The sequence below is a fragment of the Zhihengliuella sp. ISTPL4 genome (assembly GCF_002848265.1).
GTDB lineage: Bacteria > Actinomycetota > Actinomycetes > Actinomycetales > Microbacteriaceae > Microbacterium.
Genome location: NZ_CP025422.1, coordinates 693,258 through 718,338, shown reverse-complemented (window position 1 = coordinate 718,338; position 25,081 = coordinate 693,258). Strand labels below are relative to the sequence as shown.

23 protein-coding genes are annotated in these 25,081 nt (G+C 70.0%); 10 read left to right on the top strand and 13 right to left on the bottom strand.

What is annotated here, in order from left to right:
- Positions 1-84 precede the first annotated feature (84 nt).
- Genes CYL12_RS03465 through dut form a run of 3 tightly spaced genes read right to left on the bottom strand, consistent with a single transcriptional unit; the run spans position 85 to position 1,870 of the window.
- Positions 85-819: a DUF3159 domain-containing protein gene (locus CYL12_RS03465; RefSeq protein WP_101845559.1), complete on the bottom strand. Its 735-nt coding sequence runs from the start codon at positions 817-819 to the stop codon at positions 85-87.
- Positions 816-1,403 (bottom strand): DUF3710 domain-containing protein, encoded by a 588-nt coding sequence (locus tag CYL12_RS03460; protein WP_060921813.1) that lies wholly within the window; start codon positions 1,401-1,403, stop codon positions 816-818. Before CYL12_RS03460 ends, CYL12_RS03465 begins: the two co-directional genes overlap by 4 nt.
- Positions 1,400-1,870, bottom strand: coding sequence for a dUTP diphosphatase (gene dut / locus CYL12_RS03455; protein ID WP_060921812.1), 471 nt, complete (start codon positions 1,868-1,870; stop codon positions 1,400-1,402). Before dut ends, CYL12_RS03460 begins: the two co-directional genes overlap by 4 nt.
- Before the next feature lie 12 nt (positions 1,871-1,882).
- Here dut and CYL12_RS03450 point away from each other — a divergent pair, with 12 nt between their 5' ends.
- Positions 1,883-2,347: a DUF3093 domain-containing protein gene (locus tag CYL12_RS03450; protein ID WP_101845557.1), complete on the top strand. Its 465-nt coding sequence runs from the start codon at positions 1,883-1,885 to the stop codon at positions 2,345-2,347.
- Between the two features lie 74 nt (positions 2,348-2,421).
- Here CYL12_RS03450 and CYL12_RS03445 read toward each other — a convergent pair whose 3' ends face one another.
- Entirely contained in the window at positions 2,422-2,715 is a 294-nt protein-coding gene (locus CYL12_RS03445; RefSeq protein WP_025103572.1) for a DUF4193 domain-containing protein, read from the bottom strand.
- A gap of 199 nt (positions 2,716-2,914) precedes the next feature.
- On the opposite strand from CYL12_RS03445, the gene sepH reads away from it, so the two are divergent.
- Positions 2,915-3,961, top strand: a complete 1,047-nt coding sequence (sepH, locus tag CYL12_RS03440) for a septation protein SepH (RefSeq protein ID WP_101845555.1) — start codon at positions 2,915-2,917, stop codon at positions 3,959-3,961.
- Positions 3,962-3,979: 18 nt separating this feature from the next.
- Here sepH and CYL12_RS03435 read toward each other — a convergent pair whose 3' ends face one another.
- The gene (locus tag CYL12_RS03435) at positions 3,980-5,101 is read right to left on the bottom strand and encodes an alkaline phosphatase family protein (protein WP_101845552.1); all 1,122 of its coding nucleotides are present in this window, start codon (positions 5,099-5,101) and stop codon (positions 3,980-3,982) included.
- Between the two features lie 44 nt (positions 5,102-5,145).
- On the opposite strand from CYL12_RS03435, the gene CYL12_RS03430 reads away from it, so the two are divergent.
- Complete coding sequence (locus CYL12_RS03430; protein ID WP_101845550.1) at positions 5,146-7,587, top strand: DNA gyrase/topoisomerase IV subunit A; 2,442 nt, start codon at positions 5,146-5,148, stop codon at positions 7,585-7,587.
- Between the two features lie 60 nt (positions 7,588-7,647).
- Here CYL12_RS03430 and CYL12_RS03425 read toward each other — a convergent pair whose 3' ends face one another.
- Positions 7,648-9,762 carry a DNA gyrase/topoisomerase IV subunit B gene (locus CYL12_RS03425; RefSeq protein ID WP_101848651.1) on the bottom strand — a complete coding sequence of 705 codons (2,115 nt, stop codon included), beginning with the start codon at positions 9,760-9,762 and terminating at the stop codon, positions 7,648-7,650.
- Positions 9,763-9,941: 179 nt separating this feature from the next.
- Between CYL12_RS03425 and CYL12_RS03420 the strand changes: the two genes are divergently transcribed.
- Positions 9,942-10,160 carry a DUF7455 domain-containing protein gene (locus CYL12_RS03420; RefSeq protein ID WP_025103577.1) on the top strand — a complete coding sequence of 73 codons (219 nt, stop codon included), beginning with the start codon at positions 9,942-9,944 and terminating at the stop codon, positions 10,158-10,160.
- Between the two features lie 26 nt (positions 10,161-10,186).
- On the opposite strand, the gene CYL12_RS03415 is transcribed toward CYL12_RS03420, so the two are convergent.
- Both CYL12_RS03415 and CYL12_RS03410 read right to left on the bottom strand, forming a co-directional pair.
- A complete protein-coding gene (locus CYL12_RS03415; RefSeq protein ID WP_101848650.1) occupies positions 10,187-11,224 on the bottom strand; it encodes an alanine racemase in 1,038 nt (345 codons plus the stop codon).
- An 11-nt stretch (positions 11,225-11,235) separates the two neighbouring features.
- Positions 11,236-11,904, bottom strand: coding sequence for an alanine racemase (locus CYL12_RS03410; RefSeq protein ID WP_101845547.1), 669 nt, complete (start codon positions 11,902-11,904; stop codon positions 11,236-11,238).
- Between the two features lie 120 nt (positions 11,905-12,024).
- Between CYL12_RS03410 and CYL12_RS03405 the strand changes: the two genes are divergently transcribed.
- On the top strand, positions 12,025-13,041 hold the full coding sequence (locus tag CYL12_RS03405) for a sugar-transfer associated ATP-grasp domain-containing protein (RefSeq protein WP_025103580.1): 1,017 nt from the start codon (positions 12,025-12,027) through the stop codon (positions 13,039-13,041).
- Positions 13,042-13,136: 95 nt separating this feature from the next.
- Here CYL12_RS03405 and CYL12_RS03400 read toward each other — a convergent pair whose 3' ends face one another.
- From CYL12_RS03400 to CYL12_RS03390, 3 genes are all read right to left on the bottom strand, one after another.
- Positions 13,137-13,829: a coenzyme F420-0:L-glutamate ligase gene (locus CYL12_RS03400; protein ID WP_060921806.1), complete on the bottom strand. Its 693-nt coding sequence runs from the start codon at positions 13,827-13,829 to the stop codon at positions 13,137-13,139.
- Entirely contained in the window at positions 13,829-15,070 is a 1,242-nt protein-coding gene (locus CYL12_RS03395) for an RNA polymerase sigma factor (RefSeq protein WP_101845545.1), read from the bottom strand. Before CYL12_RS03395 ends, CYL12_RS03400 begins: the two co-directional genes overlap by 1 nt.
- Before the next feature lie 167 nt (positions 15,071-15,237).
- A complete protein-coding gene (locus CYL12_RS03390; protein WP_101845543.1) occupies positions 15,238-16,179 on the bottom strand; it encodes a proteasome assembly chaperone family protein in 942 nt (313 codons plus the stop codon).
- Between the two features lie 114 nt (positions 16,180-16,293).
- Here CYL12_RS03390 and CYL12_RS03385 point away from each other — a divergent pair, with 114 nt between their 5' ends.
- The 3 genes from CYL12_RS03385 to sucB all read left to right on the top strand — a co-directional run bounded on the left by CYL12_RS03385 (position 16,294) and on the right by sucB (position 21,002).
- The gene (locus tag CYL12_RS03385; RefSeq protein ID WP_101848649.1) at positions 16,294-17,772 is read left to right on the top strand and encodes a leucyl aminopeptidase; all 1,479 of its coding nucleotides are present in this window, start codon (positions 16,294-16,296) and stop codon (positions 17,770-17,772) included.
- Positions 17,773-17,777: 5 nt separating this feature from the next.
- The gene (gene lpdA, locus CYL12_RS03380; protein WP_101845541.1) at positions 17,778-19,151 is read left to right on the top strand and encodes a dihydrolipoyl dehydrogenase; all 1,374 of its coding nucleotides are present in this window, start codon (positions 17,778-17,780) and stop codon (positions 19,149-19,151) included.
- Between the two features lie 66 nt (positions 19,152-19,217).
- Positions 19,218-21,002 (top strand): 2-oxoglutarate dehydrogenase, E2 component, dihydrolipoamide succinyltransferase, encoded by a 1,785-nt coding sequence (gene sucB / locus CYL12_RS03375; RefSeq protein WP_101845539.1) that lies wholly within the window; start codon positions 19,218-19,220, stop codon positions 21,000-21,002.
- Positions 21,003-21,016: 14 nt separating this feature from the next.
- Here sucB and CYL12_RS03370 read toward each other — a convergent pair whose 3' ends face one another.
- The gene (locus tag CYL12_RS03370; protein ID WP_158297089.1) at positions 21,017-22,456 is read right to left on the bottom strand and encodes a hypothetical protein; all 1,440 of its coding nucleotides are present in this window, start codon (positions 22,454-22,456) and stop codon (positions 21,017-21,019) included.
- Positions 22,457-22,618: 162 nt separating this feature from the next.
- On the opposite strand from CYL12_RS03370, the gene CYL12_RS03365 reads away from it, so the two are divergent.
- Positions 22,619-23,329 carry a DUF4191 family protein gene (locus CYL12_RS03365; RefSeq protein ID WP_101848648.1) on the top strand — a complete coding sequence of 237 codons (711 nt, stop codon included), beginning with the start codon at positions 22,619-22,621 and terminating at the stop codon, positions 23,327-23,329.
- 57 nt (positions 23,330-23,386) lie between these two features.
- Here CYL12_RS03365 and CYL12_RS03360 read toward each other — a convergent pair whose 3' ends face one another.
- Positions 23,387-24,574: a RimK family alpha-L-glutamate ligase gene (locus CYL12_RS03360; protein ID WP_101845535.1), complete on the bottom strand. Its 1,188-nt coding sequence runs from the start codon at positions 24,572-24,574 to the stop codon at positions 23,387-23,389.
- 18 nt (positions 24,575-24,592) lie between these two features.
- Here CYL12_RS03360 and CYL12_RS03355 point away from each other — a divergent pair, with 18 nt between their 5' ends.
- On the top strand, positions 24,593-25,081 hold the full coding sequence (locus CYL12_RS03355; RefSeq protein WP_101845533.1) for an ATP-dependent zinc protease family protein: 489 nt from the start codon (positions 24,593-24,595) through the stop codon (positions 25,079-25,081).

Below are 25,081 nucleotides of genomic sequence, written 5' to 3'. Positions count from 1 at the left end.
GCTAGCAAGGGGGACCTAACCAGTCTGCTCCGCGCTGGTCACCGGCGAAAGCCCGTGATTTATCTTGATGTCGAGATAAATCTATCACGCCGCCGCGGGGTCGTCGTGCGACGACGCGCGGGGATAGAGCGCACGGACCACCAGCCAGGTCACGGCGATCAGCGGCGCGAACAGCGGCAGCCCCATCACGAGCTTGAGGGTGCCGAGGGCGGTGACGTCGCCGGCCAGGTACAGCGGGAACTGCACCATCAGTCGCGTGAAGAACAGCACGGCCCAGGCGATGCCGAGCCAGAAGAAGGCCCGCCGCTTGCGACGGTCGGCGCGCCAGGCGGTGCCCTCCCCCATGAGGAAGCCCACGGCGAGGCCGATGACGGACCAGCCGATGAGCGCGGAGACGAGGATCGCGGAGCCGTAGACCGCGTTCGTGATGAGGCCGGGAACGAAGTTGTCCTCGCCGCGGCCCGTCCACAGCGCCAGTCCCGCGGCGGCAACGGCCGCGATGAGCCCGCCGAGGGCGGCCGATGGCGGAGACTTCTGCACCAGGCGGACGACGGTGAACACGGCGGCCAGACCGACGGACACTCCCAGGGGCAGCAGCAGGGGCTCCGGCCGAAGGGTGAACAGGATCACGAACGCGAGGCTCGGCAGGACCGACTCGAGGATCCCGCGCCAGCCACCCATGGCCGACCAGACCACCTTGTGCGTGCTCGCGCTCTCGGACGGGTCGAGTCCTGCCTTGCGCGCCGCGCCTCCGAGCGCTGCTCCGAGGATCTCCGATGCGCTCTGCGCGCGCGGCTCCTCGGCGTCCGGCGTGGTCACGCGGAGCCCGGCGTCGCCGGCATCTTCAGCGGGATGAGGTCGCGCGGCGGCATGGGCGCTCCTCCGCGCACGACGACGATCGAGCGGAAGAGATCCTCGACCTTCGCCGCGGCTTCGGGGTCCGAGGCGGCCGCGCCACCGATGACGCCGCGGAGGAACCAGCGGGGCCCGTCGATGCCGATGAAGCGCGCGAGGCGCAGGCCGGAGCCCTCGCTGGCTGTCGCGGGCACCTCGGCGAGGAGCTCCTTGCCGAGCGGACCTTCCCGTTCCTCGACCCGACCGCCCTGCGCCTTGACCTGGTCGCGCAGCTGGACGCGCGTCTCGTCCCAGAGACCGCCGCTGCGCGGAGCGGCGAAGGGCTGCACCTGGAGCGACGACTCGGCGTAGTCGAGCCCGACCGCCACGATGCGCTTGCTCTGCTCCTCCACCTCGAGCCGCAGGTTCAGGCCCTCGCGGGGCAGGATCTTGATCCCGCCGAGGTCGATGTACGGGCGGACGGGGTTCGCCTCGGAGTCGTCGAACGGTCCCTCGGTGGCGCGGTTCTCCGGCGCCGACTTGGAGGGGGTGTCGTTGCTGTCGGTCATTTCGCCTGTCCTGCTTCGTTCTCGGGAGTCTGTGCCTGATAGCCGGTCGATCCGAATCCGCCGGCGCCGCGGACGCTGTCCGGCAGCTCGTCGACCGGAAGGAACCGGGCACGGGTGACGGGCATCACGATCAGCTGTGCGATGCGATCGCCGACGGCGACATCGTACGCGCTGTGGATGTCCGTGTTGATCAGGCTGACCTTGATCTCTCCCCGGTAGCCGGCGTCGACGGTCCCCGGGGAATTCACGATCGAGATGCCGTGCTTCGCCGCCAGCCCGCTGCGGGGCACCACGAAAGCCGCATAACCGTCCGGCAGGGCGATGCGCACGCCGGTGGGGACGAGCGCACGCTCCCCCGGCTCCAGCCGCACGGCCTCGGCGGCCACGAGATCGGCGCCGGCGTCACCCGGATGCGCGTAGCCGGGGACCACTGCGGCGATAATGGGGACATCAACGGAATCGGTCACCCCATGAGGCTAATGCAGAACCCCGCCACGGACACACGTCCCCACTACCGCGAACGCCTGGCCCCCAGCCTGTGGCTGCTGGTCACCATCGCCCTCGCAGGCCCGATGGTGTCCCTGATCTTCGTGCCCGTGGGCTCGACCTTCGCGCTGCTCCTCGGCGCCGCGGTCTCCGCGCTCCTCGTCGTGGCCGCGATCGTCCTCGCTCCAGTCGTGTCGGTGCAGAGCGGCGTGCTCCGCGCGGGACGCGCCCACATCGACGTGCGCTACCTCGGCGAACCGGTGGCGCTGACCGGCGACGAGGCGCGGGCCGCACGAGGGCCGGAGCTCCCGGCTCGCGGGTGGCACCTCATCCGCGGCGGCATCGACGGCCTGGTGGTGGTGCCGAACACCGACGAGGCCGATCCCGTCATCGCGTGGACGATCTCGACCCGCACCCCCGACCGTCTCGCCGCGGCCATCCGCGCGGCGCGGGGCTGACCCGCCCCGGAAAACGACAGCGCGCCCCTGACCGGGAAGGTCGGGGGCGCGTGAGGCGTCGCTCGGAGAGCTGCTCAGGCAGCGCACTCCTTGCAGATGGGGCCATCGGGTCCCTCGTGGTCGAGCTGCGAGCGGTGCTTCACGAGGAAGCAGCTCATGCAGGTGAACTCGTCCTGCTGCGCGGGCAGCACGACGACATCCAGCTCGAGGTCGGAGAGGTCCGCGCCAGGGAGATCGAAGTTCGACGGGTTGTCGGAGTCCTCGTCTCCGGTCGTGCCGGACAGCTTGTCCGGCACACGCTCCTTGAGGGCTTCGATCGACTCGGAGTCGTCTTCACTCTTTCGGGGAGCGTCGTAATCGGTTGCCATGCGGTGAATCTCCACTTTCATGGTGCGAGTGGGCGGGTGCGCCGTCGGGTAATCGGCGGCCATAGTTTGCATGACCGGCGGGCGTTTCGCAAATGCCCTCCCATGCAGCAGGGCAAACTCACGGCACGCCCGCCGTATTCCCTGGTCCGACCGGTCCGGCGTGACACCATGAACGCACACCCATCAGAGGGGCATTCGCATGGAAAACGTCACCATCGTCGGCACAGAAGCAGGAGTGCTCGTCCTCGCGACCGAGGCGGGCGAGCGGTTCGCGCTGCCCATCGACGCCGTGCTGCAGCGGGAGATCCGCCGCGCCACCCGCCAAGCCGAGCCGGCGGCGCAGAAGCTCGCCGCGAGTCCGCGGGACATCCAGGCGCAGATCCGCGCCGGACTCACCGCTGCCGAGGTCGCCGAGCTCCTCGGGATCAGCGTCGACGACGTCGCCCGCTTCGAGGGTCCGGTCCTCGCCGAGCGTGAGCACATCATCGGGCAGGCGCTAGCCGTGCCCGTCCTCATCGGCAGCGAGGTCGAGCCGGACGCCCAGCCGACCTTCGGCGCCGCCGTCCGCGCCAAACTCGCCGAAGTGGGCGCATCGTCCGAGCGTTGGGCCAGCTGGAAGGAGGAATCCGGCTGGATCATCAAGCTGGAGTTCTCCGCCAACGACGTCGAGCACGACGCGCGCTGGAGCTTCGACCCGCGGCGCAGCGCCCTCTCCCCCCTGAACGCCGACGCCACGCAACTCTCGCGGCAGGGGTCCCTCCCGGACGGGCTGATCCCTCGCCTGCGGGCTGTGGAAGCCGACCGCGCCACCTCGCCCTACAAGGACGACAGCCGCTTCGACTCCGGCGCGTTCGGTCCTCGCCTCGTTCCTGCGCCCGCCGCGGACGCGGAGGAGCCGGTTCAGCCGGAGCGCTCGGCCCCCGCCGTCCAGGATGCCGCGATCAACCGCGCACCCGACGCCGCCTCGACGAGCCCGGAGACCGCCGACCTCCTGGAAGCCCTGCGCCGTCGCCGGGGCCAGCGCGAGCCGTCGCCGATCGAGCGCGACGTGGAGGAGAACCACGACGAGCCCGACCCGATCGCCCTGTTCGCAGCACTGGAAGAACCGGACGATGAGCCGGAGGCTCCGGAGCCGACACCCCGTCAGCCGGCGGGCGGCGACGGCGAAGGCACCGGCCGGCGACGCCGGAGGAACGCCATGCCGTCCTGGGACGAGATCGTCTTCGGAGCACGTACCGACGAGTGAGCCGCTCCCGCTTCCGCGTCAGGAGGCGAACGCGCCGAACCGCAGGAACGGGACCCTGGTCTCCTCCGGCGTGAGCGCTCCGTGCTGTCCGATCATGCCGCGATTGCGCTGGTCCTCGGCTGTGCCGTCGTAGAGCGCTCGTACGCCGGTGGCGATGACCAGAAGATCGCCGATGCGCCGGAGGGCGTCCTCACGGACGACGGGACCGAGAAGACCCGTCTGCACCGCCTCTGTGCGGGTGACGACGTCGGCCACGCCCTCGAGGTCGCTGCGGAGGCGTACGGTCAGCCGTGCGGCGTCGGCGTCGGGCTCCGCATAGAGATGCAGCATCCGGGGCTCTCCGCCGACGTGGCGGATACCGGTGAGGTGCTCCGCCTCCAGCACCACCTGACGGTGCGACGGCACATCGACCATTCCGTGGTCGGAGGTCACGACGACGCCGACGCGAGGCGGGACGCGCACGGACAGCGCGCCGTCGATGCGCTCCAGCGCGGCGACCCATTCGGCGGAGGCGACACCATGCTTGTGGCCGGCTTTGTCGACCTCCGGCAGATAGCAGTACACGAGCGCACCGGGGTGTTGCTCAGCGAGGGCGTACGCGGTCTCGACGCGCTCCTCCGGTGTCGCCGCGGGGACGAACGTCGCCCCCCGCAACGTCGCTCGGGTGAAGCCACTGTGCGCGTAGGCGGCGAGCCCGACCGCGAACGTCGCTCGTCCCCCCGCAGCGGCGCGCTCGAAGATCGTGGGTGCCCCCTGCCAGGTGAGCGGGTCCAGGCCGTCCGTCTCCCACCCGCTGAGCTGATTCACGAGGATGTCCCGCTCGGGATCCCGGACGCGGTACCCGACGAGACCGTGCTCGCCCGGCCAGACGCCGGTGGTAAGGCTCGTGAGCGCGGCGGCGGTCGTGGTCGGGAACACCGTCTGCGCGATGTCCTTCTTCGTCATCGCGGCGGTCAGCGACCGCGCATGCCCCGCATGGCCGCGGAGGCTGATCGCGCCGAGGCCGTCGATCACGACGAGAACCGCCGATTCGGCGCGCGGCAGCGTCGCGGATTCGCCTCGGAGCGCGGCGCACAGGTCGTCCGCCACCCCGACGACGCTCCGGGTGCCGGACGGCGCGGACGGTAGCATGAAGGACATCCGAGCCAGTCTGACACAGGCTCCCGTACGCCCTCAGGAAGTCCATGCCGAAAACCCCGCCGCCCGAGCCTGTCGAGGAACGCATCCAGGACATCGACCTCTCCCACGAGATGCAGGGCTCCTTCCTCGAGTACGCCTACTCCGTCATCTATTCGCGCGCACTCCCCGACGCGAGGGACGGGCTCAAGCCGGTGCAGCGTCGCATCCTCTTCCAGATGGCGGAGATGGGCCTGCGCCCGGACCGCGGCCATGTGAAGAGCGCCCGCGTCGTCGGCGAGGTCATGGGAAAGCTGCACCCTCATGGGGACTCGGCGATCTATGACGCGCTCGTCCGCCTCGCGCAGGAGTGGGCCCTCCGGGTGCCGCTCGTCGACGGTCACGGCAACTTCGGATCCCTGGACGACGGCCCCGCCGCCGCGAGGTACACCGAAGCGCGCCTCGCCGCTCCCGCGCTCTCGCTGACCGAGAACCTCGACGAGGACGTCGTCGACTTCATCCCGAACTACGACGGCCAGTTCCAGCAGCCCGCCGTGCTGCCCGCGGCGTTCCCCAACCTGCTCGTCAACGGTGCCAGCGGCATCGCGGTGGGCATGGCGACCAACATGGCGCCGCACAACCTCATCGAGGTCGTCGCCGCGGCAACCCACCTGCTGGAGAACCCGGACGCCACCACCGAGGACCTCATGGAGTACGTCCCCGGTCCCGACTTCCCGTCGGGCGGGATCCTGATGGGGCTCGACGGCGTCAAGGACGCCTACACGACCGGGCGCGGCGCTCTGAAGGTCCGCGGACGCACCTCGATCGAGCCACTGGGTCCCCGCCGCACCGGCATCATCGTCTCGGAGCTGCCGTACATGGTCGGCCCCGAGCGTCTGATCGAGAAGATCCGCGACGCGGTGCAGGCGAAGAAGCTGCAGGGCATCAGCGACGTGACCGATCTCACCGACCGCAACCACGGCCTCCGCGTCGCGATCGGGATCAAGACCGGTTTCGATCCGAACGCCGTGCTGGAGCAGCTCTATCGGCTCACCCCGCTGGAGGACTCCTTCAGCATCAACAACGTCGCGCTCGTCGATGGCCAGCCCCGCACCCTCGGGCTCAAGGAGATGCTCAGCGTCTACGTCGGCCACCGCATCGAGGTCATCACCCGCCGCAGCCGCTACCGCCTCGCACGCCGGGAGGAGCGCCTGCACCTGGTGGAGGGTCTGCTCATCGCGATCCTCGACATCGACGAGGTCATCCAGGTCATCCGGTCCTCGGACGACACGGAGCAGGCACGCACCCGGCTCCGCTCCGTGTTCGACCTCAGCGAGCCGCAGGCCGAGTACATCCTCGAGCTGCGGCTGCGGCGCCTGACGAAGTTCTCTCGCATCGAGCTCGAGGCGGAGCGAGACGCCCTCCTCGCGGAGATCGCGTCGCTGCGGGAGCTGCTCGCCAGCCCGGCGCTGCTGCGCGCGGCCGTCGCGCAGGAGCTGGACGCCGTGGCCGAGGCCTACGGGACGCCGCGCCGTACCCTGCTGATGAATGCGGCCCCGCCGAAGCCCCGCGCGACGAAGGGCGCGGTGGATCTGCAGATCGCCGACGCTCCGACCACCGTGGTCCTGTCGACGACCGGTCGTGCCGTGCGCGTGGACCTCACCGAAGGGCAGGAGCTCACCGCCCCTGCTCGGCGGAGCAAGCACGACGCCATCCTCGCGACCGTCGAGACGACGGTGCGCGGGGAGGTCGGTGCGCTCACGAGCACGGGACGCGTCGTCCGCTTCTCCCCCGTCGACCTGCCCTCGGTGCCCGGCACCTCCGTACAGCTCGCCGCGGGGACTCCGCTGCGAGACTACCTGGGGATCACGACCAAGGGCGAGCGCATCCTCGGATTCGTCCGCTTCGACAGCGACACCCCGGTCGCCCTCGGCACCGCGCAGGGCATCGTCAAGCGGATCGTGCCGTCGACCCTGCCGGTGCGTCCGGACCTCGAGGTCATCGGCCTCAAGACCGGCGACTCCGTGGTCGGTGTGGCCGACGCGGCGGACGACGCGGACCTCGTGTTCCTGACGACGGATGCGCAGCTGCTACGGTTCTCGGCCTCGGCGGTCCGTCCGCAGGGCGCGCCGGCCGGCGGCATGGCGGGCATCAAGCTCGGCTCGGGCGCCGCGGTCCTCTTCTTCGGCGCCGTCAGCCCGGACGCCGAAGCCGTCGTCGCCACGGTCTCCGGTGCGGACAGCGTCCTTCCCGGCACCGAGCCGGGCCGCGCGAAGGTCTCGGCGTTCACGGAATACCCGTCCAAGGGACGCGCGACCGGTGGCGTCCGCGCCCACGCCTTCCTGAAGGGCGAGGACCGCCTCACCGTCGCCTGGGTCGGCCCGACCCCGGCTCTGGCCGTCGACCCCACCGGCGCGGTGCGCAAGCTCCCCGAGCCCGGAGCGCGTCGCGACGCCTCCGGTCAGCCGATCGACGGCGTCATCGGCAGCATCGGCCGCACGCTCGTCTGATCCGTCCCACGAGAAAGGGGACCCGGCCTCGCCGGGTCCCCTTTCTCGTCGCCTCCGCCCTCAGGCGTCGATGGACTCCCGCGAGAGCTGGTCGGCGGAGTCGATGATGAACTCGCGACGCGGAGCGACCTCGTTGCCCATGAGCAGCTCGAAGACGCGGCCCGCGGCCTCGGCGTCCTCCATCCGCACTCGGCGGAGCAGGCGACCGGAACGGTCCATCGTCGTGTTCGCGAGCTGCTCCGCGTCCATCTCTCCGAGCCCCTTGTAACGCTGGATCGGCTCGTGCCAGCGCTTGCCGGCCTTCCGGAGCTTCGCGAGCAGCGCGTGCAGCTCCTGCTCGCTGTAGGTATAGATGGTCTCGTTCGGCTTCGAGCCCGGGTTGATGACGATGATCCGATGCAGCGGCGGCACGGCCGCGAACACCCGTCCGTGCTCGATGAGAGGCCGCATGTAGCGGAAGAAGAGCGTGAGCAGGAGGGTCCGGATGTGCGCCCCGTCGACATCGGCGTCGCTCATGAGGATGATCTTCCCGTAGCGCGCCGCGTCGATGTCGAAGGTCCGCCCGGAGCCGGCCCCGATCACCTGGATGATCGACGCGCACTCGGCGTTGGACAGCATGTCGCCGACCGACGCCTTCTGCACGTTGAGGATCTTCCCGCGGATCGGCAGCAGCGCCTGGAACTCGCTGTTGCGCGCGTTCTTCGCCGTGCCGAGAGCCGAGTCGCCCTCGACGATGAAGAGCTCGCTGCGCTCCACGTCGTTCGTCCGGCAGTCGACGAGCTTGGTCGGCAGCGTCGACGACTCGAGCGCGTTCTTGCGGCGCTGCGTCTCCTTGTGTGCCCGTGCGGACACCCGGGCCTTCATCTCGGAGACGATCTTGTCGAGCAGCTGCGTCGCCTGACTCTTGTCGTCGCGCTTCGTGGAGGTGAAACGCTGCTGCAGGTCCTTGCGCATCACCTGAGCGACGATCTGGCGCACGGCAGGCGTGCCGAGCACCTCCTTCGTCTGGCCCTCGAACTGCGGCTCCGGCACATTGACCGTGAGGACGGCGGTGAGACCGGCGAGGACGTCGTCCTTCTCGAGCTTGTCGTTGCCGACCTTGAGCCGGCGCGCGTTCTGCTCGACCTGACTGCGCAGCGCCTTCAGCAGTTCCTGCTCGAAGCCCTGCTGGTGCGTGCCGCCCTTCGGCGTCGAGATGATGTTCACGAAGGAGCGGATCCGGGTGTCGTAGCCGGTGCCCCAGCGCAGGGCGATGTCGACGGCGCAGACGCGCTCGACCTCGGTCGCCACCATGTGCCCGTCGGGCTGCAGCACGGGCACGGTCTCGGTGAACGTGCCCTCGCCCTGGATACGCCAGGTATCGGTCACCGGCGGGTCGACCGCGAGGTAGTCCACGAACTCCGAGATGCCGCCCTCATAGAGGTACGAGGTCTCCACGGGGCCCGTCGGCGTGCCGTCCTCCCCCACGACGGCGCTCGCGGCGCGCTCGTCGCGCACCACGATCTCGAGCCCGGGGACCAGGAAGGCCGTCTGCCGAGCCCGCGTCTCCAGCTCCGCGAGCTGGAAGGCGGCGTCCTTCGTGAAGATCTGGCGGTCGGCCCAGTAGCGCACGCGAGTGCCGGTGACGCCGCGCGGTGCCTTGCCGACGACGCGCAGCTCGCTGTTCTCCTCGAACGGGGTGAACGGCGCGTCGGGGCGCTTCTCCCCGGAGTCCTGGAAGATGCCGGGCTCGCCACGGTGGAACGACATGGCGTACGTCTTGCCGCCGCGGTCGACCTCGACGTCCAGGCGCTCGGAGAGCGCGTTCACGACCGAGGCGCCGACGCCGTGCAGACCGCCCGAAGCGGCATAGGAGCCGCCACCGAACTTCCCTCCGGCGTGCAGCTTCGTGTAGACGACCTCGACGCCGGTCAGGCCGGTGCGGGGCTCCACGTCGACGGGGATGCCGCGACCGCGGTCGTGCACCTCGACGCTGCCGTCGTCGTGGAGGATGACGTCGATGCGCGAGCCGTTGCCGGCCACCGCCTCATCGACGGAGTTGTCGATGATCTCCCAGAGGCAGTGCATGAGCCCGGGCGAACCGTTCGAGCCGATGTACATGCCGGGGCGCTTGCGGACCGCTTCGAGTCCTTCGAGCACCTGGAGATGATGGGCGGAGTACTCGGCATTCACAATCTCCGAGTCTATTCGCGGGAGGGAGCTGCCCCTCGCAGACACTCCCCGGGGGCGCCGCCTTCGCGGGTGGGCGCGTACGCGCTGAGCGAAACACGCCGTCGACCGGGCATGCCCCCAGGTGCAGCGTGGTTGTATTGAGCACGACCAACAAGGACGCCGACACCCGAGGAGGCCCCGAGATGAATGCAACGACCGAACGTGAGACCTCCGCTGTCGAGTACCGCCTGACCGCGATGGACCGCTGCGACTCGTGTGGAGCGCAGGCCTACATCGCCGCTGAGGTCAACGGTTCCGAGCTGCTCTTCTGCGCCCACCACGGCCGCAAGTACGAAGAGAAGCTGCGCAGCGTGGCCACCAGCTGGCACGACGAGACCGCTCGCCTCATCGAGACGGTCTGATCAGCGACTGACCCGGCCCAGCCGGGTCACTCCACGACCCTCCGCCGAATCCGCGGACCGAGTCGGGTGAGGATCTCCTCGCCCACCGTGTCGATCCGCTCGGCGAGGGTCGTTGCTGTGTCCTCCCCCTGTACGCCGGGGCCGAAGATCGTCACCTCGTCACCGACGGCCATGCCCGGCCAGCCGGCGACCGTCGTCGTCGCCAGACCGACCTCGGCGGCCACGCGGGGGCCGGCCGGAGTACCGACTGCCATTCCGGCGAGTGTCGAGGGGAGGCCGTCGAGACTGCCGACGGCGACGACCGCGGCGTCGCCGTCGACCCGGACGACCGGGGCGACGAGGCGTGCCGCCGGCTGCACGCCGTCGAGATCCGGGCCGTCCGCCGAACGGATGCCGTAGCAGAACGCCCCGATCCGCGACACCGTGCCGCGCAGCTCCGGACGCCACCAGGATGCCGCCGACGCCGTGAGGTGCAGGGCCTCCGGCACAGCTCCGGACAGGCCGGTGTGCTGCACGGCATCGAGGAATACGGACTGGGCCTCGTCGTCCTCGGCGTCGCTCGCCTCCGCGATGTGGCTCCACACTCCCACGAGCGCGAGGGTGCCCGCGCTCTCGGCCGCCCTCGCTTCCGCCACCGCCGCCGGCCAATCCTCCGGGCGCACGCCGTTGCGGTGCAGTCCGGTGTCGATCTTCAGGTGAATCCGCGCGCGCACGCCGAGGACCTCCGCCCGCGCGATGATGCGCCGCAGGTACTCGACCGTCCCGACCCCGAGCTCGATGTCCTGCAGGAGCGCCTCGTCGATCTCCTCGTCGGTCGAGGTCGCCCAGGCGAACACGGAAGCCGCCGCCCCGACGATACGTCGGACGTCGAGGCCTCCGCGCACGTCATAGCTGCCGAATGAGGTGACCCCCGCCTCCCGCGCGGTCTCGACCGCCCAGCGGAGACCGTGACCGTACGCGTCGTCCTTCAGGACCAGCATCAGCGTGGATTCGCCCAGCCGGTCCCGCACCGCCGCGACGTTGGCGCGGAACACGGCGCTGTCCAGTCGCAGCTCAGGTCGCATCGGGCCTCCCATCATGCCTCCCATCCGCGCACGGCGTGCGCGCCGGGAACGGCGACGAGCTCCGCCGGCGTCATCCCGGTGACCGCGGCCCAGTGGCCGATCGCGTCGGAAGCGGGCCCGGTCCCACCGAAGTAGGTCACCGGATCCCCCACGTCCGCCGCGCCGCCCTGCAGATCGATGACGCACACGTCCATGGCGACACGCCCGATGATCGGGCGAAGCGCGCCGTCCACCTCGACGTCGGCGTGATTGCCGAGGGCGCGGACGATGCCCTGGGCGTACCCGCCCGTGACGAGCGCGACGACGGTGTCCGTTGCGGCCCGGAAGGTATAGCCGTAGGAGACGGCCTCCCCCGCTCGCAGACGCTTGGTGGACATCACCCGACCGACGAGTCTCATGACCGGAGGGGTGGCCGAGGCACCCGCCGCGCTCGGCAGACCGTAGAGCAGCGCGGGATCGGTGTCCGGTTCGCCGGTCGTGGTGGCACGGATGCCCTCGAGGCGCAGCGCCTCGACCTCGCCCGGGGAGTCCACGAGCACCTCTGCGGCGCCGGCGGCGGTGACCGCATGGGCGACGGCGAGCAGACCGTGACCCCAGGCATCGCGCCGGAGGTCGGCCGTCGTCCCTCCCGCCCGGATCGCCGCGGACGCGCCGGCGGCGAGGGCCGAACGCGAGATCATCGCTTGCGGAAGCGCACTCGAACTCGTGTCACACACGTCCTCCAGCCTAGCTTCCGCACTCCCAGGAGCCTGGGGGCTCCCCGCGTAGACTGGGACGTCGATCCCTAGACCCGGAGCTCCATGTCTCGTCTTTCTCTCGCGCCCCGCATCCGCTACCTCCTCGGCCGTGCCCGCCGCATCGACGTCGGTTCGGTGTTCGAACGGGCCAAGGAGGCCTCGGCCCAGCATCACCGGCCCGTGCCCACGATCGTCGCCGACATGCTCTGGTCGGCGGCCCGTCACAACGTCGGCTTCCAGGACTACATCGACTACGACTTCGCGATGCTGAACCGTGCCGAGCGCGAGACGTACATGACGCACCCGGTCTCCAACCAGCTCTCGCAGAAGTACGACCACCCCGACTTCCGCTGGATCTTCCAGGACAAGATCGAGTTCAACCGCAAGTTCTCCGCGCACCTGCACCGTGAGTGGATGGTGGTCGAGGAGGGGAACGCGGACGAGGTCCGCGCCCTCACGGAGCGCCTCGGCACCATCGTCACGAAGGAGCCGGTCGGCCAAGCCGGGACCGGCGTGCACCGGTACCACGCGGCCGACATCACGGACTGGACCGAGTTCCACCGCGGTCTCCTCGATCGCGGCGAGCTGCTGATCGAAGAGGTCATCCGCCAGCACGACGATCTGGCGGCGGTCTGCCCCGGAACCGTGAACACCACCCGCATCACGGCGTTCTTCGACGGCGAGAAGGCGCACATCCTCGCGATGGCACAGAAGTTCGGCCGCGGCGCGGTGAGCGACCAGATGACGTTCGGCGGCTTCTACACGATGCTCGATGAGAACGGGCACGCCGTGGGGGCGGGCTACGACTCGCACGGTCACGTTCACGAGACCCACCCGGACTCGGGCTTCCGCATCGCCGACTTCCAGCTGCCCTACATGGACGAGGTGCGGGCGTTCATCGATCAGGTCGCCCGCGTCGTGCCGCAGGTGCAGTACGTCGGCTGGGACGTCGTCGTGACCCCGGACGGCCCCGTACTCGTCGAGGGCAACTGGGGTGCGGGTGTCTACGAGAACAAGCCCAGCGTCACCGGCATCCGCACCGGCCACAAGCCGCGCTATCGCGAGGTCATCGGCTTCTGAGCCTGTCGAAGCGAACCGGCCCCATACGTACGAACCGGCCCCTTGCGTTCGCACGCAAGGGGCCGGTTCGGTCGTAAAGGGGTGGGACGGTCCGCTCAGACCGCGCGGACGATACCGAGCGGCGTGGACTCGAGGCCCTGACCGAGCGGGTTGTCGCCGAGGATCTTCACGAGCCGCAGCTCCCCCGCCTTGTCCAGCGTGGAGCCGAGGATGTTCCCGCCGAGGTCGTTGATGTCGACCACGGCCACCTCGGCCTGGCCACCGATCAGCGTCTTCAGGTGTGCCGCAACCCGGTCCGGGTCCTTCGGCCCGAGCACGACCGCCTCGTTGTACGGAGGAATGGTGTGCTTGGTGGGGCCGTCGATCGCACGGGCCTTATCCCCCGCGATGCGGTAGAAGTCGCCCTTGCGTCCGAAGGCCTTGGTGATCGCCGAGACGGCCGCCGCGAAGAGGATGCGCGGCGTGCCGCACTCCCGCAGCGCCATCTCCATCGTCTCGGGCATGCCGAGACCGATGCCGTACGGCGTACGGGTGACGTACTTCGACAGGAACAGCGCGAGCTTCCGCGGCTTGATCTCGTCCAGGCGGTACGAGCGGCCCTGCGTGATCGCGACGATCTTCTCGGTCACGAACAGCAGGTCGCCAGGCTGGACGGCATCCTTCGCGTACTCGGTGATGATGGCGTCGAGGTCGTCATCCGGCATCACGACGCGGGTGCGCAGCGGGATCCGTGCGTAGCTCTTTCCGTCGACACTCGTCTCGAGCGCCTTGCCCTCGTTCGCCTGCATCACTCGAGGTAGTCCCGCAGCGACTGCGAGCGGCTCGGGTGGCGCAGCTTCGCCATCGTCTTGGACTCGATCTGACGGATGCGCTCACGCGTCACGCCGAAGGTGTCGCCGATCTGGTCGAGCGTCTTCGGCTGACCGTCGCCCAGACCGAAGCGCATCCGGATCACGCCGGCCTCGCGCTCGGAGAGCGAGTCGAGCAGCTGCTCGAGCTGACGCTGCAGCATCGTGAAGCCCACGGCGTCGGCGGGGACCACGGCCTCGGTGTCCTCGATGAGGTCACCGAACTCGCTGTCTCCGTCTTCACCGAGCGGCGTGTGCAGCGAGATCGGCTCGCGGCCGTACTTCTGCACCTCGACGACCTTCTCCGGGGTCATGTCGAGCTCGCGACTGAGCTCTTCCGGAGTGGGTTCGCGACCCAGGTCCTGCAGCATCTGCCGCTGCACGCGGGCGAGCTTGTTGATGACCTCGACCATGTGCACCGGGATGCGGATCGTGCGGGCCTGGTCGGCCATGGCGCGGGTGATCGCCTGACGGATCCACCAGGTGGCGTAGGTCGAGAACTTGAAGCCCTTGGTGTAGTCGAACTTCTCGACGGCGCGGATGAGGCCGAGGTTGCCCTCCTGGATCAGATCCAGGAACTGCATGCCGCGACCGGTGTAGCGCTTGGCCAGGGAGACGACGAGACGGAGGTTCGCGCCGAGGAGGTGACTCTTCGCGCGCTGACCGTCACGGGCGACCCACTGCAGGTCGAGTCCGAGCTGGCTCGTCTTCTCGGCGGGAGACATCGCGGAGAGCTTCTCCTCCGCGAACAGACCCGCCTCGATGCGCATCGCGAGCTCGACCTCTTCGGCCGCGTTCAGCAGCGCGACCTTTCCGATCTGCTTCAGGTAGTCCTTGACCGGGTCGGCCGTGGCACCGGTGATCTGGGTCGAGTAGACCGGGACCTCTTCGTCGTCCTTGGAGGAGATGACGATCGCGCCGGTCGGCAGCGGCTCGGTGAAGGCCGGCTTCGCGTCCTCTTCCTCGTCGTCGCCCGCGGCGTCCTCGGCGCCTTCGGGGGCGGCGGCCTCGTCCTCTTCGACGACCTCGTCCGCCTTCTTCTTCTTCGCGGGGGCGCGCTTGGCCGCGGCACGCTTGGGGGCGGGAGCCGCTTCGGTCGCTTCGACGTCCTCGACCTCGGGATCCGCGGTGATCTGATCGGCCTTCTTCGTCCGCGTGTTCTTCGTCGTGGCAGGAGTCACGTTTCGCCTTTCACGGGGCCGCTGGGAGACCCCGGGACATTTCGGACACTAGTAAGACCCTTGTCAAGTCCAGTGCTCGAAAACACCGATTGACAACGGGTCGGACTCCTAGTATCGCATACGTATGGCGATGAGGACGCATTCGCGCGCGATCCGCTGCGGGAGATTCAGCCGCGGCCCGGCTTGTCGTCGTCGCCGGACGGACGAGTGGCCAGGTAACGCTCGAGCTCGGCAGCGAGCTCGTCCGCGCTGGGCAGGTCGCGTTCGCTGAAGCCGCCCTCGTCGTACGAGTCGTCCTCGGGATCCCGGCCCGCCATGTAGGCGTCGTAGCGGCGTTCGAGGTTGTGCACCATCTGCTGCAGCTCGTCGTTCGCGGCGACCTGCTCGTCGACGCGGGCGATGTAGTCCGCCCGCCGCTCCTGCACGGCGTCGAGCATGAGCACCAGTCCGGTCGAAGCCATGAGCTTCTCCGCCGCCGCGCTGACCGCTTCGGGGTTCTCCGTCTCCGCGAGATAGTGCGGCACGAGCAGCACGAAGCCGACGACCCGCTCGCCTCGCTCCGCGAACCGGAACTCGAGCAGATGACCCGCGGTCGCCGGGACCTGGGTGCGCGGACGCCACACGGAGTGCGACACCACGAGATCGCGTCGATTCCCGCTCACGGTGGTGCCGATCGGACGCGTGTGCGGCACGGGCATCGCGATGGAGTGCACCCAGTGCAGCCCCGATGCCTCGAACTCCGCGGCGAGATCCAGCACCGTCTCCGCGAAGGCGTTCCAGGCGAAGTCGGGCTCGTACCCCGTGAGGAGCAGGAACGGGCGTCCGAGCGCGTCCGTGGCGAGGGAGAGTTCGAGGCGCGGCGGGCGGAACTCGGCGAGGTGGTCCTGGTCGAACGAGATGACAGGGCGTCGTGCCCGGTAATCGAGCAGCACGTCGTTGTCGAAGATCGCCAGCGGCTGCGGGGACGTCGTCTCCCGCAGATGGTCGATGAGCCCGGACACCGCGCTGCCCGCGTCGGTGAAACCGGTGAGCAACATCACGAGAGGCAGGCCGTGGGGCACCGTGGGAGCGTTCGCGACGCGTTCGTGGATCTCTCCGGAGAAGGGCATGTCTCCATGCTACGAGCCGCACCCGAAGCGGGGCTCTGACGTGTCTCGCTGAGAGCGAACACACCCAGGCCGCCGGGCCGCTGACCGTCGGGCGGAGATCCTAGGATGGAGAGCATGACGCTTCCCGTGCTCTCGCACACCACCGATCAGTTCCCCGGAAGCGCTGCCGATGCCGCAGTGCTCGTCGTCCCCGATCTCTCCGAGTCGGCCGAGCCCCTGGCGGCTCACCCCGGTCTCGCCGACGTCCTCGCAGGCGTCGGCTTCACCGGCGCCGCCGGAGCGTTCGCACGGGTCTACGCCCCCGAGGTGACGACGCTCCCGTTCGCGGTCGTCGGCGTCGGGTCCACCATCGACGACGCGTCCGTGCGGAGCGCAGCCGGCACGGCTCTCCGCTCTCTGACCGGCTTCGACACCGTCTCGCTCGGCCTCGCGGGCGGGCTCGAGGAGCACGCCGCCGCGGCGGCGGAGGGCGCCGTCCTCGGCGGCTACCGCTTCGACGACTACCGGGCCGAGAACGGCAAGAAGAAGCGCGCGACGGCGGTCATCCTCCACGCCCCGCTCGACGACGCGACGATCGCCCGCGCCCACGCCACCGGCGAGGCCGTCGCGCTCATCAAGGACCTCGTGAACGTGCCCGCCGAATGGCAGAGCCCCGCGCAGCTGGCGCAGAGCGCCGCCGACAGCGTCGCCGACCTCGACGTCACCGTGGAGATCCTCGACGAGACCGCTCTCGCCGAGCAGGGCTTCGGGGGCATCCTCGGCGTCGGGCAGGGTTCCGACCGGCCGCCGCGCCTCGTCCGCCTCGACTACGCACCGGCCGACGCGCAGCGGCACATCGCTCTCGTCGGCAAGGGCATCACCTTCGACACCGGTGGTCTGTCGCTCAAGCCCGCGGCCTCGATGGTCGGCATGAAGTTCGACATGGCCGGTGCCGCGACCTCCCTCGCCGCGCTCCGCGCCATCGCCGCCCTCCGGCTCCCCGTGCACGTGACCGCCTGGCTCTGCATCACCGACAACATGCCGTCCGGTCGGGCTCTCCGCCCCGGCGACGTCATCCGCATCCTCGACGGCACCACCGTCGAGGTGCTGAACACCGACGCGGAGGGGCGGCTCGTCCTCGCCGACGGCCTGGTCGCCGCGAGCCGGGAGAACCCCGACGTCATCATCGACGTCGCGACCCTGACCGGCGCGATCGTCGCGGCCCTCGGCCACCGCCACACCGGTGTGTTCGGCGACGACGACACGGTCGCGGAGTTCCTCGCCGCCGCCGCCCGCACCGGCGAGCCCGCGTGGCACATGCCGCTGCCCGCCTACATGGAGGAGACGCTCGACTCCCCCATCGCCGACATGATCAACGCCAACATGGGAGATCGGATGGGCGGCGCTTCCTTCGCCGGCCTCTTCCTGCGGCGCTTCGTCGGCCGTACCTCGGACGCAGACGACGCGCCGCGCATCCCCTGGGTGCACCTCGACATCGCGGGATCCGGCGAACACGCCGGCGCTCCCTACGGCTTCACCGAGAAGGGCCCCACGGGGGCGATGGTCCGATCGATCATCGCCTTCGCCGAAGCAGCATCCCACACGGAGGCATGACACCCATGACAACCCACACCTTCGACATCGTCGTCCTGGGCGGCGGCAGCGGCGGGTACGCCGCGGCACTGCGAGCGAGCGAGCTCGGCAAGTCCGTCGCACTGATCGAGAAGGACAAGGTGGGCGGGACGTGCCTGCACCGCGGGTGCATCCCCACGAAGGCGCTGCTGCACGCCGCCGAGGTCGCGGACCACGTGCGTGACGCCTCCTCCGTCGGAGTCACGGCTTCGTTCGGCGGGATCGACCCGGCGGGCGTCCGCACGTATCGCGAGGGCATCGTCGCGAAGAAGTACAAGGGCCTCGAGGGGCTCGTGAAGGCGCGCGGCATCACGACGGTCGCCGGATTCGGCCGCTTGAACGCCGACCGGAGCGTCAGCGTCGGCGACGACGTCTATGTCGGCACGGACGTCATCCTCGCCACCGGGTCGTACAGCCGCTCGCTGCCGGGGCTCGAGATCGGCGGACGGATCCTGACCAGCGAGCAGGCACTCGCCCTGGACGTCATCCCCGACCGCGTGCTCATCCTGGGCGGCGGCGTGATCGGCGTCGAGTTCGCGAGCGTGTGGCGCTCCTTCGGCGCCGAGGTGACGATCGTCGAGGCGCTGCCCCACCTCGTCCCGAACGAGGACATCGCGATGAGCAAGGGCCTCGAGCGGGCGTTCCGGCGCCGCGGCATCCAGTACTCCCTCGGCGTGCGCTTCCAGAGCGCCATGCAGGACGGCTCGTCCGTCACCGTCACCCTGGAAGACGGCAAGGAGTTCACCGCCGACTACCTCCTCGTCGCCGTCGGTCGCGGCCCCGTCACCGCGGACCTGGGGTTCGAGGAAGCCGGCGTGCGCCTGGACCGCGGGTTCGTGACGGTGGACGGCGACCTCCGCACCGCCGTCCCCGGTGTGTGGGCGGTCGGCGACATCGTGCCCGGCCTCCAGCTCGCCCACCGCGGGTTCCAGCAGGGGATCGCGGTCGCCGAGCGCATCGCGGGCCTCTCCCCCGTGAACGTGCCCGACGTGCAGATCCCGAAGGTCACCTACTCCAGCCCCGAGGTCGCCTCGGTCGGCCTCACGGAGGAGGCGGCGATCAACGCGCACGGTGCCGATGCGGTCCACTCCTACGAGTACAACCTCGCCGGGAACGGGAAGAGCGAGATCATCGGCACGGGTGGCCTGGTCAAGGTCGTCCGCCTCAAGGATGGTCCCGTCCTCGGCGTCCACCTGCTCGGTGACCGTGTCGGCGAGCTCATCACCGAGGGGCAGCTCGCGGTCGCATGGGAGGCCCATCCCGAGGACATCGCGCCGCTCATCCACGCCCACCCGACCCAGAGCGAGGCCCTCGGCGAAGCCTTCCTCGCGCTGGCCGGAAAGCCCCTGCACGCCCTCTGAGCACCAACCGGTGCCCGAGTCACTAAGCTAGACAAGCGTCATACAACTTCTGAAGGAGACTCAGTCATGAGCACATCCGTGGTCCTCCCCGCTCTCGGTGAGAGCGTCACAGAGGGTACGGTCACCCGCTGGCTCAAGCAGGTGGGAGACACCGTCCAGGCGGACGAGGGCCTGCTCGAGATCTCGACCGACAAGGTCGACACCGAGATCCCCTCCCCGGTCACCGGCGTGATCGAGGAGATCCTCGTGGCCGAGGACGAGACCGTCGAGGTCGGTGCTCTGCTGGCCCGCATCGGCGACGGTAGCGGCGCGGCCCCCGCCGGCGATGCCCCTGCTGCCGCCGAAGCCGCTCCGGCCGAAGCCGCCGCCCCCGCCGCTCCGGAGCCCGCCGCGGCTCCCGCAGCGGAGCAGCAGGCTCCCGCCGAGTCCGCGCCCGCCGAGTCCGCGCCCGCGGCGCCGTCCGGCGACGCGACCGACATCGTGCTCCCCGAGCTCGGCGAGAGCGTCACCGAGGGCACCGTCACCCGGTGGCTCAAGCAGGTCGGCGACTCGGTCGAGGTCGACGAGGCGCTCCTCGAGATCTCCACCGACAAGGTCGACACCGAGATCCCTTCGCCGGTCGCCGGCGTGCTGCAGGAGATCGTCGCCGGTGAGGACGAGACCGTCGAGGTCGGCGCCGTGCTGGCGCGCGTCGGTTCCGGCGCTGCTCCCGCGGCTCAGCCCGAGGCTCCCGCCGCTCCGCAGGCCGAGGCTCCCGCCGCTCCGGCCCCGCAGGCCGAGGCTCCCGCTGCGGAGCCTCAGGCTCCCGCTCCGGCTCCGCAGGCCGAGGCTCCCGCCGCTCCGGCTTCGCAGACCGAGGCACCGGCAGCGTCCGCGCAGCCGGCCGCTCCGGCCGCTCCGGCGGCTGCAGAGCCCGCCGCCCCGAAGCTGTCGCTGCCGACCGAGAGCGACAACCTCTATGTGACCCCGCTCGTGCGTCGTCTGGCCGCCCAGCAGGGCGTCGACCTGGCGACGGTCAAGGGCACCGGTGTCGGCGGACGCATCCGCAAGGAGGACGTCCTCAAGGCCGCGGAGTCCGCCACCAGTGCCCCGGCAGCCGCCGCCGCACCGGCGCCGGCACCGCTCGAGGTGTCGCCGCTGCGCGGGACCACTCAGCCGATGTCGCGCCTGCGCAAGGTTCTCGCCAAGCGCGCGGTCGAGTCGATGCAGCAGACGGCCCAGCTCACCACCGTGGTCGAGGTCGACGTCACCGCTCTCGCCGAATACCGCGACAGCGTCAAGGCGTCGTTCCTCGAGAAGACCGGCGACAAGCTCTCCTTCCTCCCGTTCTTCGCGCTGGCCGCGGCGGAGGCTCTCCAGGCCTTCCCGATCATCAACGCGACGGTCGACGGCGAGCAGATCGTCTACCCGGCCTCCGAGAACGTCTCGATCGCGGTTGACACCGAGCGCGGCCTGCTCACGCCGGTGCTCCGCGACGCCGCGTCGAAGAACATCGCCGAGATCGCGCACGAGATCGCCGACCTCGCGGCACGCACGCGCGACAACAAGCTGAAGCCCGACGAGCTCGCCGGCGGCACGTTCACGCTGACCAACACGGGTTCGCGCGGCGCGCTGTTCGACACTCCCGTGGTCTTCCTGCCGCAGTCGGCGATCCTCGGCACGGGCACGGTCGTCAAGCGCCCGGGTCTTGTCAAGGTCGGTGGCACTGATGCGATCGCGGTCCGCTCGTACGTGTACCTGGCGCTGTCCTACGACCACCGCATCATCGACGGTGCCGACGCGGCACGCTTCCTCGGTGCGGTGAAGGCTCGTCTCGAGGCCGCGCAGTTCAGCGGTCAGCTCGGCGCCTGACCCCAGGCTTCGCCTCACTTCGGCTGGTCCGCGACGCGATATGCGTCGCGGACCAGCCATTTTTCGTCCGTGTGCACGAGCACGACGATCAGTGCCGGCCCCCCGGAGCCGACGTCGTCGGGCAGGGACGCGTACTCGAACACCGCGATGTCGCCGTACTGATCGACCAGAGCCGCCTGCCCCTCCGCCTCGGTGACCGCGGCCGCGGCCACGACGCCGTCGGAGCCCGGGGCGACCGCGTCCGCGCAGACGGTGTCGCCGTTCTCCCGGCACCGACTGATCCCCGCCACCAGCGCCGGCAGGGCGGCCTCCGGTCCCTCGATCGTCGGCGATGCTGTCCGGGCTGACCTCACGGGGGTCGGCATCGGCGATGTCGCGGTCTTCGGGGTGACTTCCGACGACCGCCCCGAACCGACCGACATGCTCCCGGATGGCGCCGCAGCCGAACCGTCGCGCTCGCTGGGCCAGAGCAGTCCGAGGAGGAGCACGCCGCCTGCGCATGCACCAGCGACGACGATCAGCCCCGCTCTCCGGGACCGTGCGCCCCGGCTCTCTCCTCCCCTGTTCGGCCGGCTCCCCGCGCGGCGCCTGACGAGGGCTCGACCGGCACGGAGCACGTGTTCCCCACGACCCTGCATCGCCGTGAGGAGGGGAAGGGTGCCGTGGCGCCGGGCCCTTCGCGGACGCCCGTGTCTCCCGCTCCGATCCCGCAACAGAGCGGGCGCAGGAGGCTCCACGCGGACCCGAGGCCGCAGAGCACTCCGGACACCGACGCCGCCCGTCGCTTCGACGTGCCCGGCCGCCTCGCGCTCCAGGGGCCGCGGTGTCGCGATCTCGAGCAGCTCGCGCTCCGCCTCCTCGAGCAGCCGCCGTGGCACCCGACGTCGCTCTGCCGCCGCCTGAAGCCGGTCGTGCACACGGTCGAGAACCCGCGCGAGCATCTTGTCCGCGCACTCCTCGCGCAGGCTTTCCAGGAGATCCAGCACGGTGTGAACCGCCTCGCGCCCCGGTCCCAGAACGAACACCGGGCGCCCGGCATCGGTGAGCCACCACGAGCCAGATATCGCTCCGCACTCCGCGGGACCGAGCTCCGCGAGCCCGCGGAGCATGCTCACCGCCACCGTGCCCACCTCCCCCGTCGACAGGCGCCCGCGCGACCGACGGCGGCGGTCGATTGAGGTCTCCACGCGTTCTGCACACCACGGCAGGAGGACGTCGTGTCCGCGCGCTCGGCGGATGATGTCGAGCGGTGCCGCGATGTGCTGCGCCCCTGCGTACCGCCAGCCGCCCCAGCCGGCCAGACCCTCGGCGTCGTGGCGGACGGCCAGCCCGTCCGGCGTCGTCACGAGTGCGCCGCGGAACGGCCCTTCCGCCGCGTCGAGGAGTCGGATGGTGCGGTGCGCCTGCGGAAGCACAGCCTGGTCTTCGGTCAGGGGCTCAGGCTCATTCGGCATGCGATCCATCACAGCCGACCGGTGCGTCCTCGCGATCGAGCCCAGTCTCGCTGGGACGAGATCGGACAGCGATTCCGATTGTGGAGGAGAGACGAAGCCATGCGCTCCGCTGCGCGCGAACGACGGCATCGCGAAGGCCGCGGACTCGGTAGGCTGGTCTCCATGGCAAAGCGTGCTCCCGAACCCGAGAAGCGTCCTGGGTTCTTCTCCCAGATCAAGTCCCTCTTCCGGTTCACGCGCGAGGCCTACCCCTGGCTCCCGTGGGCGCAGGCCGCGATCCTCATCGGCGGCGTGCTGCTCGGCCTCCTCGCCGGCTATCTGATCCCGCCGTTCCAGGTGTGGACGCTCATCCTCTGGGCCATCACGGGCCTCATGCTCGGCGTCCTCGGCGCCCTGTTCCTGATGACCCGGCTTTCGACGTCGGCCATGTACACGAAGATCGACGGCATGCCCGGCGCGACCGGTCACGTGCTCAGCACGAGCCTGGGTCGACAGTGGCAGGCCTCTGAAACGCCCGTCGGCATCAACCCGAAGACGCAGGAGGCGGTCTACCGCACGGTCGGCCGCGGCGGCATCGTCGTCGTCGGCGAGGGTGCCCGCGGGCGCCTCACGCGTCTCGTCAACGAGGAGCGCAGCCGCGCGCAGCGCGTCGCCCACGGTGTGCCGATCACAGTGCTCTACGTCGGTCACGGTGAGGACGAGGTGCCGATCGCCGACCTCGCGAAGACCATCAAGAAGCTGCCGAAGGCCATCGACAAGGCCACGATGGCAGCGGTCATCCGTCGCATCGACTCCGTGTCGCAGTCCCTCTCGTCGCTCCCCATCCCGAAGGGGATCGACCCGACGAAGGTGCGCGCGCAGCGTCCGCGCTGATCGGCACCCCTGAACTGCGGAGCGCGGCCGTCCTCATCGAGGGCGGCCGCGCTTCTCTCATTCCGAGAGCGGCTGCTTGGGCAGGCGGCGCACCTTCGCCCGACGGCGACGACGCTCGGGGATCATCGAACGCATCTCATCCAGCTTGCCGAAGCAGAACAGGCGGTCGTCGGGTTCGAGGACCACGTGCTTTCGCGGGTTCGGGATGACGCTCACCCCGCGGTGCAGGGTGAGCACGGTGATGTCGCGCTCCCACAGGCCCGCCTCCCCCAGCGTCTTGCCGACGAGGTCGGCCGCGCCGTGCACCATGAGCTCCGCGACGCCGTAGCCGGTGGAGACGGTGAGGCGCTGCCGCACGTCGATCTCCGGGAACGCGACCTGACCGGCGATGTAGTCGATGATCGCGCCTGCGACGTCCAGCTTGGTCGCCGTCTCGATGCCCTGCAGACCGGGCGAGGAGTTGACCTCCATCACCAGCGGACCCTCATCGCCCTCCAGCATGTCGACGCCCGCGACGCGGAGGCCCATGATCTGCGCGGACCGCACCGCCGCCCGTTCGTAGACGGGGTCCAGTTCGATCGCCTCGACCGAGCCGCCGCGGTGCACGTTGGAACGGAACTCGTCTCCCGCCGCCGATCGCCGCATCGCCGCGACGACGCGGTCCCCGACGACGAGCGCGCGGATGTCGCGGCCTCGGCTCTCGGAGATGAACTTCTGGATGAGAACGTTCTGCTTGGTGGAGTGCAGCGTCTCGATGATCGCTTCCGCCACCTTGACCTGAGGCGCGAGGATCACGCCGATGCCCTGGGTGCCCTCGAGCAGCTTGATCACCACGGGAGCGCCGCCGACGCGCTCGATCGCCGGTCGCACGTCGGCGCGGTTGCGCACGAAGGCGGTCGGCGGCATAGCGATGTTGTGCCGGGAGAGGATCTGATTCGCGCGGAGCTTGTCGCGCGCGCTGGAGATGCCGTTCGCCGTGTTGGGGGTGTAGACGTCCATCTGCTCGAACTGCCGCACCACGGCGGTGCCGAAGTACGTGATCGAGTTGCCGATGCGAGGAAGGATCGCGTCGTAGTCGCTGAGCTGCCGGCCCCGATAATGCAGATCGGGCTCGTCGGAGGTCAGGTCGATCGCGAAGCGCAGCGTGTTGAGCACCTTCACGTTGTGGCCCCGCTGCAGTGCGGCCGCGCGGAGGCGTTGGGTGGAGTACGCCTGCGGCGCACGGGACAGCACTGCGATCTTCACGGGGGATTTCCTGCCAGGATGTATCAGGTGAGTAGGTCTACCCATTCAAACACCCTTACGGGGTGGCGCGAGTGGGTGAGCCTGCCCGATCTCGGCGTCGACTGGATCAAAGCCAAGATCGACACCGGCGCCCGCACGTCGTCGCTGCACGCCTTCGACATCCAGGAGTTCGAACGCGACGGCGAGGCCTGGGCGCGTTTCCGCGTGAAGCCCTGGCAGGACAGCCAGGAGGACGCCGTCGTCGTGGAGTCTCCCATCCACGACCGCCGGGCCGTCCGGAGTTCGTCCGGGCACGCGCAGGAGCGTCTCGTCGTGCAGTTGATGATCCGGCTCGTCGACCGCGAGGTCATGGCCGAGGTGACGCTGAGCAACCGGGACGAGATGGGTTTCCGAATGCTGATCGGCCGCGAAGCGCTGCGGCGCGGGTACATCGTCGATCCGGCGCGTTCCTTCCTCGGCGGTAGAGCGCCCCGCGAGGCGCGCCGGCGCAACCGCGGCCGCGACTGA